Annotated in this window: 14 protein-coding genes; 6 read left to right on the forward strand and 8 right to left on the reverse strand. The window is 60.1% G+C overall.

What is annotated here, in order from left to right; translation table 11 throughout:
- Nucleotides 1–93 precede the first annotated feature (93 nt).
- The 3 genes from BLV11_RS15105 (at nucleotide 94) to BLV11_RS15115 (ending at nucleotide 2,106) form a co-directional block, all read left to right on the forward strand.
- Complete coding sequence (locus tag BLV11_RS15105; RefSeq protein ID WP_091813191.1) at nucleotides 94–495, forward strand: VanZ family protein; 402 nt, start codon at nucleotides 94–96, stop codon at nucleotides 493–495.
- A gap of 87 nt (nucleotides 496–582) precedes the next feature.
- Nucleotides 583–1,155: a GNAT family N-acetyltransferase gene (locus tag BLV11_RS15110; RefSeq protein ID WP_091813264.1), complete on the forward strand. Its 573-nt coding sequence runs from the start codon at nucleotides 583–585 to the stop codon at nucleotides 1,153–1,155.
- 369 nt (nucleotides 1,156–1,524) lie between these two features.
- A complete protein-coding gene (locus BLV11_RS15115) occupies nucleotides 1,525–2,106 on the forward strand; it encodes a hypothetical protein (RefSeq protein WP_091813193.1) in 582 nt (193 codons plus the stop codon).
- 49 nt (nucleotides 2,107–2,155) lie between these two features.
- Here BLV11_RS15115 and BLV11_RS15120 read toward each other — a convergent pair whose 3' ends face one another.
- The 4 genes from BLV11_RS15120 to folE form a co-directional block, all read right to left on the reverse strand.
- Nucleotides 2,156–3,553, reverse strand: coding sequence for a sodium-dependent transporter (locus BLV11_RS15120; RefSeq protein WP_091813195.1), 1,398 nt, complete (start codon nucleotides 3,551–3,553; stop codon nucleotides 2,156–2,158).
- A gap of 16 nt (nucleotides 3,554–3,569) precedes the next feature.
- Complete coding sequence (locus BLV11_RS15125) at nucleotides 3,570–5,147, reverse strand: methyl-accepting chemotaxis protein (RefSeq protein ID WP_091813197.1); 1,578 nt, start codon at nucleotides 5,145–5,147, stop codon at nucleotides 3,570–3,572.
- Between the two features lie 173 nt (nucleotides 5,148–5,320).
- Nucleotides 5,321–6,184 carry a carboxylate/amino acid/amine transporter gene (locus BLV11_RS15130; RefSeq protein ID WP_091813198.1) on the reverse strand — a complete coding sequence of 288 codons (864 nt, stop codon included), beginning with the start codon at nucleotides 6,182–6,184 and terminating at the stop codon, nucleotides 5,321–5,323.
- 28 nt (nucleotides 6,185–6,212) lie between these two features.
- A complete protein-coding gene (folE, locus tag BLV11_RS15135; RefSeq protein WP_091813201.1) occupies nucleotides 6,213–6,854 on the reverse strand; it encodes a GTP cyclohydrolase I FolE in 642 nt (213 codons plus the stop codon).
- Nucleotides 6,855–7,055: 201 nt separating this feature from the next.
- On the opposite strand from folE, the gene BLV11_RS15140 reads away from it, so the two are divergent.
- Entirely contained in the window at nucleotides 7,056–8,465 is a 1,410-nt protein-coding gene (locus BLV11_RS15140) for an MATE family efflux transporter (protein WP_091816565.1), read from the forward strand.
- Here BLV11_RS15140 and BLV11_RS15145 read toward each other — a convergent pair.
- Nucleotides 8,432–9,430, reverse strand: coding sequence for a GGDEF domain-containing protein (locus BLV11_RS15145; RefSeq protein WP_091816380.1), 999 nt, complete (start codon nucleotides 9,428–9,430; stop codon nucleotides 8,432–8,434). The genes BLV11_RS15140 and BLV11_RS15145 overlap by 34 nt on opposite strands.
- Before the next feature lie 351 nt (nucleotides 9,431–9,781).
- On the opposite strand from BLV11_RS15145, the gene BLV11_RS15150 reads away from it, so the two are divergent.
- A complete protein-coding gene (locus BLV11_RS15150) occupies nucleotides 9,782–10,906 on the forward strand; it encodes an HD-GYP domain-containing protein (protein WP_091816568.1) in 1,125 nt (374 codons plus the stop codon).
- 91 nt (nucleotides 10,907–10,997) lie between these two features.
- On the opposite strand, the gene BLV11_RS15155 is transcribed toward BLV11_RS15150, so the two are convergent.
- Both BLV11_RS15155 and BLV11_RS15160 read right to left on the reverse strand, forming a co-directional pair.
- Nucleotides 10,998–11,426, reverse strand: coding sequence for a CBS domain-containing protein (locus BLV11_RS15155; RefSeq protein WP_091816573.1), 429 nt, complete (start codon nucleotides 11,424–11,426; stop codon nucleotides 10,998–11,000).
- Between the two features lie 109 nt (nucleotides 11,427–11,535).
- Entirely contained in the window at nucleotides 11,536–12,450 is a 915-nt protein-coding gene (locus BLV11_RS15160) for an alpha/beta fold hydrolase (protein WP_091816383.1), read from the reverse strand.
- Nucleotides 12,451–12,631: 181 nt separating this feature from the next.
- On the opposite strand from BLV11_RS15160, the gene BLV11_RS15165 reads away from it, so the two are divergent.
- Complete coding sequence (locus BLV11_RS15165; RefSeq protein WP_091816387.1) at nucleotides 12,632–13,984, forward strand: alanine/glycine:cation symporter family protein; 1,353 nt, start codon at nucleotides 12,632–12,634, stop codon at nucleotides 13,982–13,984.
- Nucleotides 13,985–14,047: 63 nt separating this feature from the next.
- Here BLV11_RS15165 and BLV11_RS15170 read toward each other — a convergent pair whose 3' ends face one another.
- Entirely contained in the window at nucleotides 14,048–15,313 is a 1,266-nt protein-coding gene (locus tag BLV11_RS15170; RefSeq protein ID WP_217634582.1) for a YncE family protein, read from the reverse strand.
- Nucleotides 15,314–15,506 lie beyond the last annotated feature (193 nt).

Genomic DNA, 15,506 nt, shown 5'->3' on the forward strand with positions numbered 1-15,506 from the left:
AGGGAAGGACACGTCCCGTCGCCATACTGGTTCCTGCACCGGTCAGCGCCCGGCTGACCGCACTCAACGACCTCCCATGACGGAACGAAAGCGATGTATCGAGTGGTTTGCGCCCTGACGGCGGCGCTGTTCATCTTTATCCTGTGGATCATCTATCTGGCCGACCGGGGCGACAGCCCGCTGTTCTTTTATCTGGTCCAGCAGTGGCCCTACGGCGACAAGGCCTGCCATTTTCTGCTCTACGGCCTGCTGGCGCTGCTGCTGAATCTGACGCTGGAGCTGAAGGTGCTGACCGTTGCGCGCATCCGGGTCTACGCCGGCACGCTGGCCGTGGCCCTGTTTGCCGTCATCGAAGAGCTCAGCCAGGCCTTGTTTCCCAACCGCACCCTGGATGCGATGGACCTGGCTGCCGATGCCGCCGGCATTCTTCTGTTCAGCCTGCTCAGCTTTGGCATCGACTGGTGCCGTCAGCGGCGCCTGGACGCTTGCCAGTGAACGTGCACTGCGGTATCTATCGAGGCTGACTCTGCCCCGACCCAGGAAAACGCCGTGCCCGACACCCCCCACAACCGACGCCCCCTGATGCTGGAAACTGCCCGGCTGAAATTGCGGCAGTGGCGCCCCGAGGACCGGGCTCCGTTTGCCGCCCTCAATGCGGACCCGGAGGTCATGGCCTATTTCCCTCACCGCCTCAGTCAGAGCCAGAGCGATCGTCTGGCTGACCAGTGCGAGGCCCTGATCAACGAGCACGGCTGGGGGTTCTGGGCGCTTGAGCGTCAGCAAAGCGGTGACTTTCTGGGGTTTGTCGGCCTGCACATGCCTGATGCCGCCCTGCCTTTTTCCCCCTGTGTCGAAATCGGCTGGCGGCTGGCCGCCCGGTATTGGGGCCAGGGCTACGCCACCGAAGCGGCCATGGCCGCACTGAGCGTTGGCTTCACTACCCTGGGGTTGGCGGAGATTGTTTCCTTTACCGCGGTCAGTAACCGACGCTCCCGCGCAGTGATGGAACGGCTCGGCATGGTGCCGGACCCCCAGACCTTTAATCACCCGGCTCTGGCGGAGGACAGCCCGCTACGCCGCCACTGCCTGTATCGTCTCAGCGCCCGGGAATGGGCCCGAACTACCCACCCGGAGACCCTGCCAAAAATTTATTAGACTAAAGTCGAATATTTTTGGAACCCTATCGAGACGACCAGCGTCTGACGTCTGCACCAATTAAAAAAACAACGGTACGTGACAGAACAACAACACTAATCAACATCGACCGTGCGCCCAACAAGACTGGCATGATCGCCAGACCGGCTACCCAGACCGGGCAATAATAAAAGGGCGCACGGTGCTTTTCTTCTTCTCTCCCCGGTTCTCTGACAGGCCACCCGATTCGGTGGTCGGTGTCCATTCCCGGACCACGCTCACCCCCTCTTGATCACGTTTTTACGACACTTGCCCCCACTCCCAAGTGGCTCTATGTTGTAGGCGTTCCGGTATTCCAGCCGGACACAAGACTCATCAGGGAGAGAAACCATGAACCGTTTACGAATCGCCGGAATGGCGCTGCTGACCATGTTGTTGCTGGCGGCCGGCCACGCGGTTGCAGAAACGTTGACAGAGCAGGACGTCAAAAACTTTATCAACAGCCTGGAGGCACTTCAGGAGCTGGAAGGGGAGTTTGCCGAACTCGCTGATGACATGAATCAGGAACCGGACAACGGGGATCCGGCGATTCCCGATCTGGGCCATCTGTTCTCCGACGCCGTGGGACGAATGGAGGGGCACCCCCAGTTCGAACAGTTCAGTGCTATTGTCAAAGACAATGGCTTCGGCAATGCGAGTGACTGGGGCGAGACCGGAGACCGGGTGTTTCGTGCCTGGATGGCCATCGAGATGCAAGGCCAGAGCAGGGCGGCCCATCAGGACGTGGCGAACGCCATCGCGGAAATTGACCGCAACCCCAGCCTGACCGCCGAGCAGAAAGCCCAGATGAAGGCCATGATGCAAGGTGCCATGTCGATGATGGAGCAGGCCAGTGACGCCCCTGAAGCCGACATCAGGGCCCTGCGCCCCCATATGGAAGAACTTCGCCGGGTCACCAGCGAGGACAACTGAAGGAGAGTAGCCCGGCTCCAGCCACAGGCCGGTGGCCGGGCAACAGGATTCAGCTCATCAGGTTATAGACGAACACCACCAGCACGGCGATGGGGGTGACGTAACGAAGCAGGTGAGTCCACAGGGAAAACATCACCGGCGACAGCGTAACGTCATTGCTCAGGGATTCCTTTGCCACAAACCAGCCAACAAAGACCGCCGTCAGCAGCCCCGACAGTGGCAACATCACATTGGCGGTGAAGTAGTCCAGCAGATCAAAGATGGTCTTGCCTTCGAAGCGTTCAAACATCGCCAGCGGTGTCACATCAGACCACAGGTTCAGGGACAGAATCGAGGCAATACCCAACAGCCAGCAGGCGCCCCCCACCAGCAGGGTGCTGCCCCCCCGTCCAATGATCAGCTTCTCCTCAACCCACTCCACCACCGGTTCCAGCAGCGAAATGGCCGAGGTCCAGGCCGCAAACACCAGCAACACAAAGAACAGCGTACCAAACAGCCCTCCGAGCGGCATCTGGCCAAACGCCAGTGGCAGGGTCTGGAAGATCAGCCCCGGACCGGCACCGGCTTCCAGCTCATTGGCGAACACCACCGGAAAGATGGCCAGACCCGCCAGCAATGCAACACCGGTATCCATCACCGATACCATCACCGCCGTTCGACCAATCGACACATCCCGTCCCAGGTAGGAGCCATAGGCCACCATGATCGCCATACCCAGGCTCAGAGTGAAGAAGGCATGGCCGAGGGCGGTCAGTACTCCGTCCATGGTCAGGGCCGAAAAGTTGGGCGAGAACAGGAAGCTCACCGCTTCAGCGAAGTGCCCTGTGGTGGTGGCATAGCCCACGGCCATCAGCAGCAAAACAAACAACGCCGGCATCAGGATATTGACCGCCCGCTCCAGGCCCGCCTTCAGCCCCTGAGCAACCACCACGATCACCAGCAACATGAACACCGAATGCCACAACAACAACTTACCGGGACTGGCCAGCAGGTCTGAGAAGATCGCGCCAATGGTCTCCGCATTCTGGCCGGTAAAATCACCCATCGCGGAATGACCGACATAGGAGGCCGCCCAGCCTCCGATGACCGAATAGAACGACAGGATGACAAACGCCGCGATCACGCCGATGATCGCCGACACCCGCCAGCCGGAGCTGCAATTATTGCGCTCCGCCACCATCGCCATGCTGGCGATGGGGTTATGGCGTCCACTGCGGCCAATATAGACCTCGGCCATCATGATCGGAATCCCGATGATCGCGATGCAGGCCAGGTACACCAGCACAAAGGCGCCACCGCCGTTTTCGCCCGTGATGTAGGGGAATTTCCAGATATTACCCAAGCCAACCGCGGAACCGGTTGCTGCCAGGATAAAGGCCAGACGGGACGACCACAGGCCCCGGGCCATGGTGTTTGCTGAGCCCGCCGCGGATGGGGTATCGGTCATTGCGGTTCCTGTAGATCTATTTGTTCAGATTGGTATTGAAGCGGGCAACCAGATCCTTCAGGCCAGCGGACATATCCCGCAACTGGTCACTGAACGATTTGGCGGATTCCGCTTTTTCGTTGCTGTGATCCGCCAGCTCAGCGATGTTGACCACCTGCTGGTTGATCTCCTCGGATACCTGGCTTTGTTCCTCAAACGCCGCAGACATGCTGATAAAGCTGTCAGAGATTCGAGCGATGGAGGTCACGATATCCTGTAGCGACTGTTCGGCCGCACGTACCTTGTCCAGCCCCTGGCCGGCCATGGCTTCACCTTCTTTCGTCGCCTGCACCGCCTGGGCCACCTGGGCCTGGAAATCGCCGATGACTTCCTGGATGCTGATGGTGGACTCCCGGGTACGGGCCGCCAAAGAGCGCACTTCATCCGCCACCACCGCAAAGCCACGGCCCTGTTCTCCGGCCCGGGCAGCCTCAATGGCAGCGTTGAGCGCCAGCAGGTTGGTCTGATCGGCAATATCCGAGATCAGCCGGGTGGCTTCACCGATACTTTCCGTGGACTCCCCCAGACGGCTGATGGCACTGCCAATCGCCCCCACACGGTCAACCAGCTGCTCGATCGCCTGCAATGCCTCGGCGCTGAGATGGCCGCCAGAGGCGGCGTGCTCGTTGGCTTCCTCGGCCACGCGGGCATTGTCGGTGACGGTTTCCGCCACTTCCTGGATCGACACCGTCATTTCATTGATCGCCGAGGCGGTCATGTCGGTCTCCGCCCTTTGCCGGGCAATCGCCTCGGCACCTTCGGAGATCAGGCGGTTGCTGTACTCGGCATTTTCCACCAGTTGCTCTGACTGATCCTCAATACGGGTCAGCGCCGTACTGATACGCGCGCCTTCACTGATCAGCATCATCGATAACTGGGCAAACAAACCGCTTTCGTCGGAATAGGTCCGCGCCACCAACGGATCTTTGAACGCATCCGGGCGGATGTCCAGCAGTCGCTTCAGCCGTGCGGTCATTGACCGCAACAACAGGCTGACTCCAATGACGTGTGCCCCCACCACCAACCCGATAGCCAGGGCCGGCTGTTCAAGTTCCAGGGCCAGCAGGGAGAGAATCAGCGAAACCAGGAACGGCCAGCCGGATTTCAGTACCGACCCCAGACGTCCGGTCAGGAACATCAAACCTTTACCGCTGTTGATCTCCCGATACAGTCGTTCCGCCCGCTGAACCTCCTCCCGGCCTGGAGATACCCGTACCGATTCGTAGCCCACCGCCTGGCCGTTTTCCAGGATCGGCGTGACATAGGCGCTGACCCAGTAATGATCACCGTTCTTGGCGCGGTTCTTGACCACCCCCATCCACGGTTTGCCAGCAGAGATGGTCTCCCACATAGCCTTGAACACGGGCGGCGGCATATCCGGATGACGAATGATGTTGTGGGCCTGCCCCACCAGCTCATCCCGGGTGAACCCACTGATATCGACAAAATCATCGTTGCAGTAGGTAATGACGCCTTTGAGGTTGGTCGTGGTGATCAGACGACTGCCCTCTTTCATCCGTACTTCTTGCTGGGTGACGGGTAAATTCTTACGCATGCTGTTTTTATCCCTGACAATGGATAAGCCGGAATTGCTGGGTTCCGGTTAGGGGAGATCAGTTTTCAGAAAGTGTAGCAAAGCGGAGCCAGAACCACTGTCAAACCGCGTAAACCGCGTAAACCGCGCGCGCCAGCTACCTTCGCACGTACTTTAACTATCGGCAGGAGCCACTAGACCTGAAGGGCCCGATGCCGGTAACGGGCATTCAGCCACAAGGATAGCCCAATCACCCCGCCACCGACGGACAAACGTAGCAAATCTGCATCCCTGTTCCATATAAGGAGATTAACCAACAGACCCGCCGGTACCAGGGCATTGTTCATGACCGCCAGCGTACCGGCATCGACCTGGCAGGCGCCCCGGTTCCACAGGAAGAAACCCAGTCCGGACGCCACCAGTCCCAGCCAGGCCAGAATGCCCCATTGCAAAGCGGTTGCCGGCAGGCGCTCGCCATTCCCGAAGATCAGGTACGACGGTAACGCCACCAGCAAGGCGCCGAGAAAGAAATAACCGAAGGTCCGGTACGCCGCAGCATGGCCGGCGTAGCGATGCATCAGGTGTTTGTAGCCGACCTGACCAGCAGCAAAGGTGACGTTGGCGAGCTGCAACAACAGGAAGCCCACCAGGAAATCCTCGCTGAGGCCATCGTAACGGATAATACCGGCACCAAGCGTCGCCACCGCGGCGGCCAGCAGGGCAACCGGCGTAAACTGGCGGCGGAAAGCATCGTCGATCAGCGTCACATACAGCGGCGTGAAAATGGTAAACAGCAGGACTTCCGGAACCGTGAGGTAGGAGAAAGCACGATAGAGGCACAGGTAGGTCACACCGAACTGCAGGGCGCCCACTGCCAGGGTGCCAATCCGCAATCCGCCGGGAATCCCCCGCCAGCGCAGCAGTGGCAGAAACACCAGTGCCCCCAGCAATACCCGGCTGAGCACGGCGAAATCGCTGTCGACCTGACCGGCCAGGAACTCGCCGATCAGGCTGAACGAGAACGCCCACAGTATCGTGACCAGCACCAGCAGGATCATGCCGTTTTACCCCTGGAGAATGGCCGCCTCAGCCCGCGAGAAATTCCCGCCGCCGGTTCTGGTCGGAACTGAACGCTCCGCCTAGCGCGACGGTCTCGGTGGCAGAACCGCCATCCATCACCCCACGGGCCTTGACGCAGTAGTGAGTGGCGTCGATCTGGACGGCCACATCCTCAACCCCCAGCAGGGTTTGCAGGGCAACGAGAATCTGATGGGTCAGGCGTTCCTGGACCTGGGGCCGTTGCGCGAAGAAACGCACAATGCGATTGATCTTGGACAGGCCGATCACCCGGTCGCCGGGAATGTAGGCCACCCGGGCCTTACCATCAATGGTGACAAAGTGGTGTTCACAGGTGCTCAGCACCTCGATATCGCGGATGCGGATCATGTCATCCACACCCATTTTGTTTTCAATCTGGGAGATTTTGGGAAAGTGCCGGTAGTCCAGACCAGAGAAGACTTCGTCCACGTACATGCGGGCGATGCGGGCCGGTGTATCCGCCAGGCTGTCGTCGTTGAGGTCGAGCCCCAGGGTGGCCACCACCTGAGCCATAAGATCTCTGATGCGCTCCACTTTCTGGTCTCGGTCGAGCACATTCTCTTTCAGCGGTGTTTCCAGTCCACGCTCAATCAGGGCGGCCTGTACGGCCAGGGCTTCAGGGCTCAGCATGTTGACTTCCGGTAATGACTACGTGATCTGGCACGGTCTGATCGGGGCGACCTGCGCCAATGTCAGATTGATGTCAGAACGGTGACAGACCGGGTATTATCCACAAGCATCTTCCCTTATGCACGTATGTATCCACCACAGGTTACCATTCCTGCTGTTTTTCAACCCCTTGAGTCAAACGGAACGGACACAGTGCACACCCTGGACGAGAACCATCAGCCCATTCCCGAGGCCCGTCAGCCCCTGCTGCAACGGACCCTCAGCGAGTGGAAAACCCTGTCGTTGCTGGGTGCGCCGATCCTGATTGCACAGCTGGCGCAGATGGCCAACGGCGTTATCGACACCGTGATGGCCGGCCACGCCAGCGCCGAGGACCTGGCCGCGGTCGGCATCGGCAGCAGCCTGTGGATGCCGCTATTTCTGATGTTCATGGGGCTACTGCAGGCCATGCAGCCGATCATCTCCGGCTACCGCGGCAGTGGTGAGCTGGATCGCATCATGCCGGTTACCTGGCAGGGGCTGTACATCGCCGCCGGCGCCGCCGTGATCATGATCACGCTACTCACCCAGGTCCACCCGGTACTGGCATTGCTGGAAATGGACAGCCATACCGCAGGCATCACTCAGGGCTATCTCAATGCCTTTTCCTGGGGCGTTCCGGCGCTGCTGCTGATGACCGCCCTGCGGGGTCTGACCGACGGCCTCGGCCACACCCAGGTGATCATGGCGTTTTCGGTACTCAGCACCCTGCTCAACCTGCCGCTCAACTACATCTTCATCTATGGCAAGCTGGGGTTACCTGCGATGGGCGGCGTCGGTTGCGGCTGGGCCACCTCGCTGTCCAACGGCGTCGCCGCCATCGCCCTGCTGATCTACCTCAACCGCAGCACGAGCTATCGCCGTTTTCATCTGATTGCCGACTGGTGCCGCCCGCACTTGGCCGATATCGGCTACATCCTCAGGATCGGAGTGCCCATCGGCTTCACCATCTTTGTCGAAGCCAGCATGTTCTCGGTGATTGCCCTGTTTCTGACGCCGCAGGGAGCGGTGGTGGTGGCTGGCCACCAGATTGCTCTCAATGTGGTCTCGCTGCTGTTTATGCTGCCCCTCAGCCTGGGGCTGGCGTTGACCCTGCGGGTGAGTTTCCTGCTCGGCGCCGGTGCTCCGGACACCGCCCGGCTGATTTCCCGCAGCTCGCTGATCCTGGCCATCGCTGTGGCGTTGGTCTACGCAACCCTGCTGGTTCTCAATTCGGAAGCCATTGCCCGCCTGTATACCAGCGACAGCAAGGTCCAGGCGGTCAGCGTCAGCCTGCTCACCTTCGCCGCCCTGTTCCAGATTGCCGATGTCATCCAGGTCACCTGCATCAGTGCCTTGCGGGGTTACAAGGACACCCGCATACCGATGCTGATTATGCTGTTTTCATTCTGGGGACTGGGATTACCCTTAGGCTATGTGCTGACCTTCACCCACTGGCTCACCCCCGCCATGGGCGCGGCCGGCTTCTGGGTCGGGCTGACCAGTGGCCTGGCATCGGCCAGCATTCTGCTTGGCATCCGGCTGTTTTTCTTTGCCCCTCAACCCACGGCTTCTGCCAGTGCGTCAGCGTAGATAATGCAGTCACGGCCATTGGACTTGGCTTGGTAGAGGGCCTCATCGGCCCGTGCCATCCAGTGGTCGGCATCCTCGCCCTCCTGCAGCAGGGCAATACCCAGCGACGCGGTCACCGGGCAGCCGGCGGGGCTTTTCAGTGACCGCCGCAAACTCCGCTGAAGGTTCGCCATGACCACCTCGAGGCCATTGTGGTCAACACCCGGCATCAGCAGCACGAACTCCTCGCCACCAAACCGAAACAGCTGGTCCGACTTGCGGATATGGGTAATCAGCACATCCACAAAGGCGATCAGGATCTGATCCCCGACACTGTGGCCAAAGTCATCGTTGATGCGCTTGAAATGGTCGAGGTCCAGCACCACCAGGGCGTAGGATGCGCCATTACGCTGCTTCGCCAGGACCGCCGCGGCCAGCTCCTGATCCATGGAGCGGCGGTTATGCACCCCGGTCAGCGGATCCATTGTCGCCAGATGCTCCAACCGCTCCCGCTGGCTGTCATTGCGCAGGGCGAAAACATAGGCACAACAACTGACCACCACCGCCGTCGTCACGAATGACCACATCTGCTCCTGGGAAGAAAACGCCACACCCTGGACCATCAGGAACGCCAACGCACCGAGGTTGACCAGCACCGCCACCAATGCCGATGTCAGGAAAAAGTTGGTGATCAGTGAGGGAAACAGCCAGAACAGGCCAACCTCACCCAACAGGGTGGCGACGGTGACGCCCCCTCCGCCAGCGACCAGAGCCAGCACGAAGCCTGCACGGTCGGTGTCGCCACTACGCCAGGCATACACCACCGCCACACAAATACTCAGCAGGATGCCCGAATCGGCGATGCCCGCAGAGACATTGCCCTGCCAGAAGCGGTAAACGGCAAACGGAGTGATTCCCAGCACGGCGCTGGCGCCGAGGAGGGTAATGATGGAAAGACGAAAGTTATGACGTAGTCGGTAATACATACCGGAGCATCCATTCTTATTATTTGTTTGGCGGTCAATGACTTAGGCCCACCAACTCCTCGGCAGGCCAGGCCCCGGATGCAACCTGTCATCGCAGGGCAGCTTCGGGCGTAATGTCGTAGCTTAGCTCAAATACCCGCCGAAAAAGCTGCCTGCACCACAAAATGACACTTTATTCAGAGTTCACCATTGAAGGGTTGCCTTGCCCCTATCTGGAGCCGGTCTGATCGGGTAAAGTAACCGCCATACCCACCCGGGACAAAGGCACCCCGCCCGCTGTCGCGGTTCGTTAGGGAAAACTATAATAAGTGTCATCAACTGGCGGGAATTTCACACAATCAGACTATGTCCTTGCCTAACCTTGTCCGTGTAGCACCGGGAGCACTTGTTGTCGGCAAACCTCTCCCCTGGACCGTCTTCGATTCCGAAGGCAAGGTCCTGTTGCGGCAGGGCTATGTAATCCAGACAGAATCCCAGCTCGAACAGCTGTTCGAGCGCGGCCTGTTTGAGCCCCGCAAACGGGACCGGAAAGAAGAGCCGGAAGCGTTTGACGACTCCCGCGCACGCAACCCGTTTACCGATTACCCGACCCTGCTGCGAACCCTCGAAACCACCCTGGCCGCCATTACCAGCCAGGAAGACAGTGCCCTCAAGCGCCTGCTCGGCCTGAGTCGGCTGGTGGAGCGAATCTGTCGTGAGGCCCCCGACCCCTGTCTGGCCCTCGTGCATTTGTACTCCGTCGAGCCCACCGCGTACGAGCAAACCCTGTTCTACGCCATCATCTGCCACTTTGTGGCCACCGAAATGGGGCTTGATGAACGACGAATCTCGGTGCTGGTTGCCGCCGCACTGACCGCCAATATTGCGCTGCTGAGATTCCTCGACAAGCTCAACGCCTCTCCCCGCAGCCTGTCGGAGGAGCAGCGCAACGTGATCCACCTCCACCCCCAGCGGAGCGTGGAAGCACTGAAGAAGGCCGGTATCAACAACGGGCTGCTGCTGGACATCATCCTCCAGCATCATGAGCGCAGTGATGGCAGCGGCTACCCGAACGGTCTCGCCGGCGTGGACATACTGCCGGAGGCGCAGGTGCTGTCCTACGCGGAGCACTACATTGCGATGATCACCCGCCGCGCCTACCGTGATCGTCGCAGTGTCAGCGATGCCCAGAAGGCGATTCTGGAGCAGTCCAGGAGAGATGCCCGGCCACACATCGGCAAGGCACTGCTGGACGCCCTCACGCCGTACCCGCCCGGGTGTCTGGTGCGGCTCGCCAACAATGAGGTGGCCGTGGTCACCCGCCGGCCGGTGCGCCTGACTGGTCCGTTTGTCCAGGCCATCATCGGCGCCAAGGGCGACCGCTACCCTGGCAGCTTCCAGCGCGACTGCAGCGAACTGGAGTTCAACATTCGTGCGGTCGAAATGCCGGAGATCATGCCGTCGATGGATTTCGGACTATTGTGGGGATTTCAATGAAGCAGGCGGCCCCGCTGGAGGCGCCGGCGCACCCGGTAACCGGTTAGTGAGACGGCGTGCCAGCGGCGGAGCAACCCCCGGCCTATAGGGCCTACTCTGCCTCAGCGTAGCGCGGCAGCTCCACACCACAGCCGGAGCTGGCCAACTGCTTGAGGATAGCGGTACGGGTCACGATCCCAACCAGACGATCATGATCAACCACCGGATACACCTTGGGCTTGCCGGCCCCGAGGTTCTGGGCCAGATCCACCACGGCCATTTCAGGGCTGACGGTCACCGGCGTGCGGTACATCACGTCATCCACAATCGGATCCCCTTCACAGTGATAGGTGCTGACCAACAGGGCATGAATACAGTCCTGCTCGGAAACAAACCCGAGCACCTTGCGATGGTCATCCACCACCGGCAGACCACTGACATGATTGCTGAGCAGCACCTTGACCACTGCCGTCAGCGGCGCCCCGCAGCGGATAGGCTCGATATGGTTCCACATCACGTCCGATACTTTCAGTGAGCGCATGGTCATGAACCTCCTGTAACGCCACTCCGGCTCTTCGCTGTGCGGGAGTCAAAATGGCCGGTGTCTTTCTTTAAACATAGGCAAAAGCCGGCAAAACAGAAAGCCGGATTTAAATCAGCGATGCCTTGGCCTCCGCCATTTCCAGACCCAGTTCGGCGAACCGGGGCAACAAGGGCTCTGGCAGGTCGTGCCCCATACCCTTGATCAGCTCAAGACGGGCGTGAGGGAGCAAATAGGCAAGCTGGCGGGCGGCCTGCGGGCGCACCAGGGGATCGTCGGTGCCATGCACAATCGTCGTAGGCAAGGTAATGCGGCGGGTCAGCGTCGACAGACTGCCGGTGGCCAGGATCGCCCGGGTTTGCCGCAGAATACCGGCCGGGTGATAGCTACGCCGGAACTCATTGGCGATGCGCTCGCGGATCCGCCCCTCATCGGCCGGGTAGCCGGGGCTCTGGATGGCCCGCCAGAAATCGGCACCGCGCTCCACCACCGAGGCCTCATCGTGGCCTTTGGGCCCCATACCCGCCAATCGTACGATCAACTGAGGCTTCGGCATTGGCAGACGCGGGCTGTTGGTCGACGTCATGATCAACAGCAGCGACCGCACCTGCCGCGGCCAGGTGGACGCAACCAGCTGGGCGATCATGCCGCCCATGGAAACCCCCACCAGATGGGCGCTCTCCAACCCCATCGCCTTCATCAGCCCACGAACGTCGGCGGCCATGTCATACAGGGAATAGGGACCGTCGACAGTCAGGCCAAGGCGATGACGGGCCATGACCGTCAGCGGATGGCCCTGTAACCGCTCCTGAAGATGGCTGGACAAACCGATGTCGCGGTTATCAAACCGGATCACCCGGTAACCTTCGCGGGCGTAGGCATCCAGCAATGCCTCCGGCCACAGGGTCATCTGCGCGCCAAGCCCCATGATAAAAATCACCGGCTCACCCTGGGGATCACCACGGGTTTCAACGCAGAACGACAGACCATTGGCGGTAACGGTGGAAATCTGCGGGGCAGTCATGGCACCTCTCTTTCAGGTTGCTGTCAGGTCATCCACTCAGCTTACGCCGATCGCCGAATAATCCAATCACTGTTCTGCCCAGTCTCGCGTCACATTGGCAAACCGCGGTGTACAAACGACTTTTTGCTCCTAGACTCTAAAGTGTCTCAACCCTGAATCCACGTTCCCTTGGGAGGATGCCATGGAAGCCATCAAAAACTTTGTCGGCGATATCAACGCACTGGCCTGGGGGCCGCCCATGCTGGTGCTCATACTGGGGGTCGGCCTGTTCCTCAGTATCGGTCTCAGGTTCATGCCCATCCTGCGGTTGGGCAGCGGCTTCAAGCTGATGTGGCAGGGCCGCTCCGGGGCCGCCGAGGAAGGCGAGATTCCGCCATTCCAGGCTCTGATGACCGCACTTTCCGCCACCGTAGGGACCGGTAACATCGCCGGCGTCGCCACCGCCGTTTTCCTTGGCGGCCCCGGCGCCCTGTTCTGGATGTGGCTGACAGCCCTGGTGGGGATGGCCACCAAGTATGCCGAGGCGGTACTGGCCGTGCGCTTTCGTGAAGTGGACGAACGCGGCGCCCATGTCGGCGGGCCTATGTATTACATCCGGAATGGTCTGGGAGCCAAATGGGCCTGGCTGGGGGTGCTGTTCGCTATTTTTGGCGCCATCGCCGGCTTCGGTATTGGTAACACGGTACAGGCCAATTCCGTGGCCGACGTCCTGGCAACCAACTTCAATATTGCTCACTGGCTCAGTGGCGTCATCCTGATGGTGCTGGTGGGGCTGGTACTGATTGGCGGTATCCGCCGCATCGGTCACGTCGCCAGCGCGCTGGTGCCATTGATGGCGATCTCCTACCTGATCGCCGGCCTGGTGGTGCTGGCGATCAACGCCGCCGAACTGCCCCAAGCCCTGGCACTGGTGTTTGAACATGCCTTCAGCCCCATCGCTGCACAAGGGGGCTTTGCCGGCGCCGCACTGTGGGCAGCCATCCGCTTTGGTGTCGCCCGCGGTATCTTCTCCAACGAGGCCGGTCTTGGCTCCGCCCCCATCGCCCACGCGGCGGCGCAAACCCACAACCCGGTCAAACAAGGCATGGTGGCCATGCTCGGCACCTTTATTGATACCATCATCATCTGCACCATCACCGGGTTAGTGATCATCAGCTCCGGCACCTGGACCTCCGGTGCGGAAGGCGCGTCACTCACCTCGATGGCGTTTTCCCAGGCGCTGCCCGGTATCGGCAATTACATCGTGGCTATTGCCCTGGCCATCTTCGCCTTTACCACGATTCTGGGCTGGTCGTTCTACGGCGAGCGTTGCGTGGAGTTCCTGTTCGGGGTGAAAGCCATCGTGCCCTACCGGGTGCTCTGGGTCGTGGCGATCTACTTCGGCGCCACCTCCGACCTGGGCTTTATCTGGCTGTTGGCCGATACCCTCAATGCGCTGATGGCATTGCCCAACCTGATCGCCCTGCTGCTGTTGAGCCCGGTGGTATTCCAGCTCACCCGGGAACACTTTGAGCGACAGCGTCAGGCCGGTTAAGGCATCACCTGTTCATGCTGACAGGCGGGCCAACCCTGGCCCGCCTTTTTTTCCTGCTCTTGATCAATAGCTCGACGACCAGCCCGCCGGCACACGGCCTTCACGAATCCGCTGGGGGTGGTCCCCCACGTCGACCCTGGCGATTTCCTCACCGCTGCGGTAGTTGATCACCGACATCTGGTCGGTACCGCTCCACGAAATGTAGCAGTGCTCGCCAGCGCGATCACTGGTAACCCAGTAAGGCTTCTCACCAAGACCGGTCAGCAATTCGTAGGCAAAGGTCTCTCGGGACACGATCGCCACATAGTCACTCATGGTTCCGGCAACGCACAGGGTGTCGCCCTTACGGTTCATGGCAATACCGTGATGGGCGGAGTCATTGACGTACTGCTCCCGGGGCAGGTCCGGGACCAGATTGGGCAGACTCGCCCGACGGGTGACCTGTCCCGCTTCCATGTCGTATTCCACAAACCCGTGGAAGAACGACAGCTGGAAGTAGAAGAACCGTTCATCCGGCGTATGAGCCATCGGGCGGATGGCCGGGCTCAGATCGTCGTAGCCGGCCGCGGCGAGTTTATCGGCGAAATCAAAGCGCTCAAGCACCTCAAGGCTGTTGGCGTCGACGATCTGGAAAATCCGCTCCCCTTTGCTGACATCGGCCAGGTTGTCATCCAGCGGGGTGAACACGTGACCAATGCTGGCGTGGTAGATTTTTTCACCGTCGCTGGAGTAGACGTTTTCGTGGGGTGAATCTCCGGTCGGAAACTGACCCAGCTCGGTGCCGGTCTGAACATCAAGGATATGCACCACCTTGCCCGTGGATGCAGAGACCGCGACCTGAGTACCGTCTGGTGACAACGCCATGTGGTCAGAGCGGTAGCCCGCGACCGGGAAACGCCAGACGATGTCACCGCTGGCAATCTCGATCGCCACCACATCGGCGAAACTCGGCCGGGAGACAATCAGCAAACGACCGTCGGGGGTGCTGTACATGTCGTCCACGTACTGGTCGTTGCCTTCGCCAATCAGGTTACGAATGGCCTGAAAATAGATCAGCCGCACCGGATCAAGGACGATCTCGGTCATCCGCTGGCGTTTGTCCGGAATCCCGTTGATGCGCCCGATCCGTTCGTAACTGCCCGCGTCGATGACATCAATCATCCCTTCCCAGTTATTGCCAACAAAGATCACGGATTGCGGCTGCCCGGACTGGGGCGCGGCACTGGAAAACCAGCCTGCCATGGCCGATGCGGAAAGCAGCAGCAGACCCAAGGCGGCGAACGCGGGTAACCTGCGCACGTGCTTACGGTGACGAATGAGGGTATTCATGAGGTGTCCCTGACTTGTTATTGGTTTGGGACCTTCTTTGTACAACTGACAACCCGTCATGTTCTATGACACTACTGCCGGGACCCCGGTCAGTTTGGTCAAAAACAGATCATTCGGGCAAAAGGCGACATGGAAAAATCGGTGAAATTGCAGAAATTTCAGGAAAATGACGAATTTCATGCAGAAATTACGA

It is taken from the genome of Marinobacter mobilis (assembly GCF_900106945.1).
Lineage (GTDB): Bacteria > Pseudomonadota > Gammaproteobacteria > Pseudomonadales > Oleiphilaceae > Marinobacter > Marinobacter mobilis.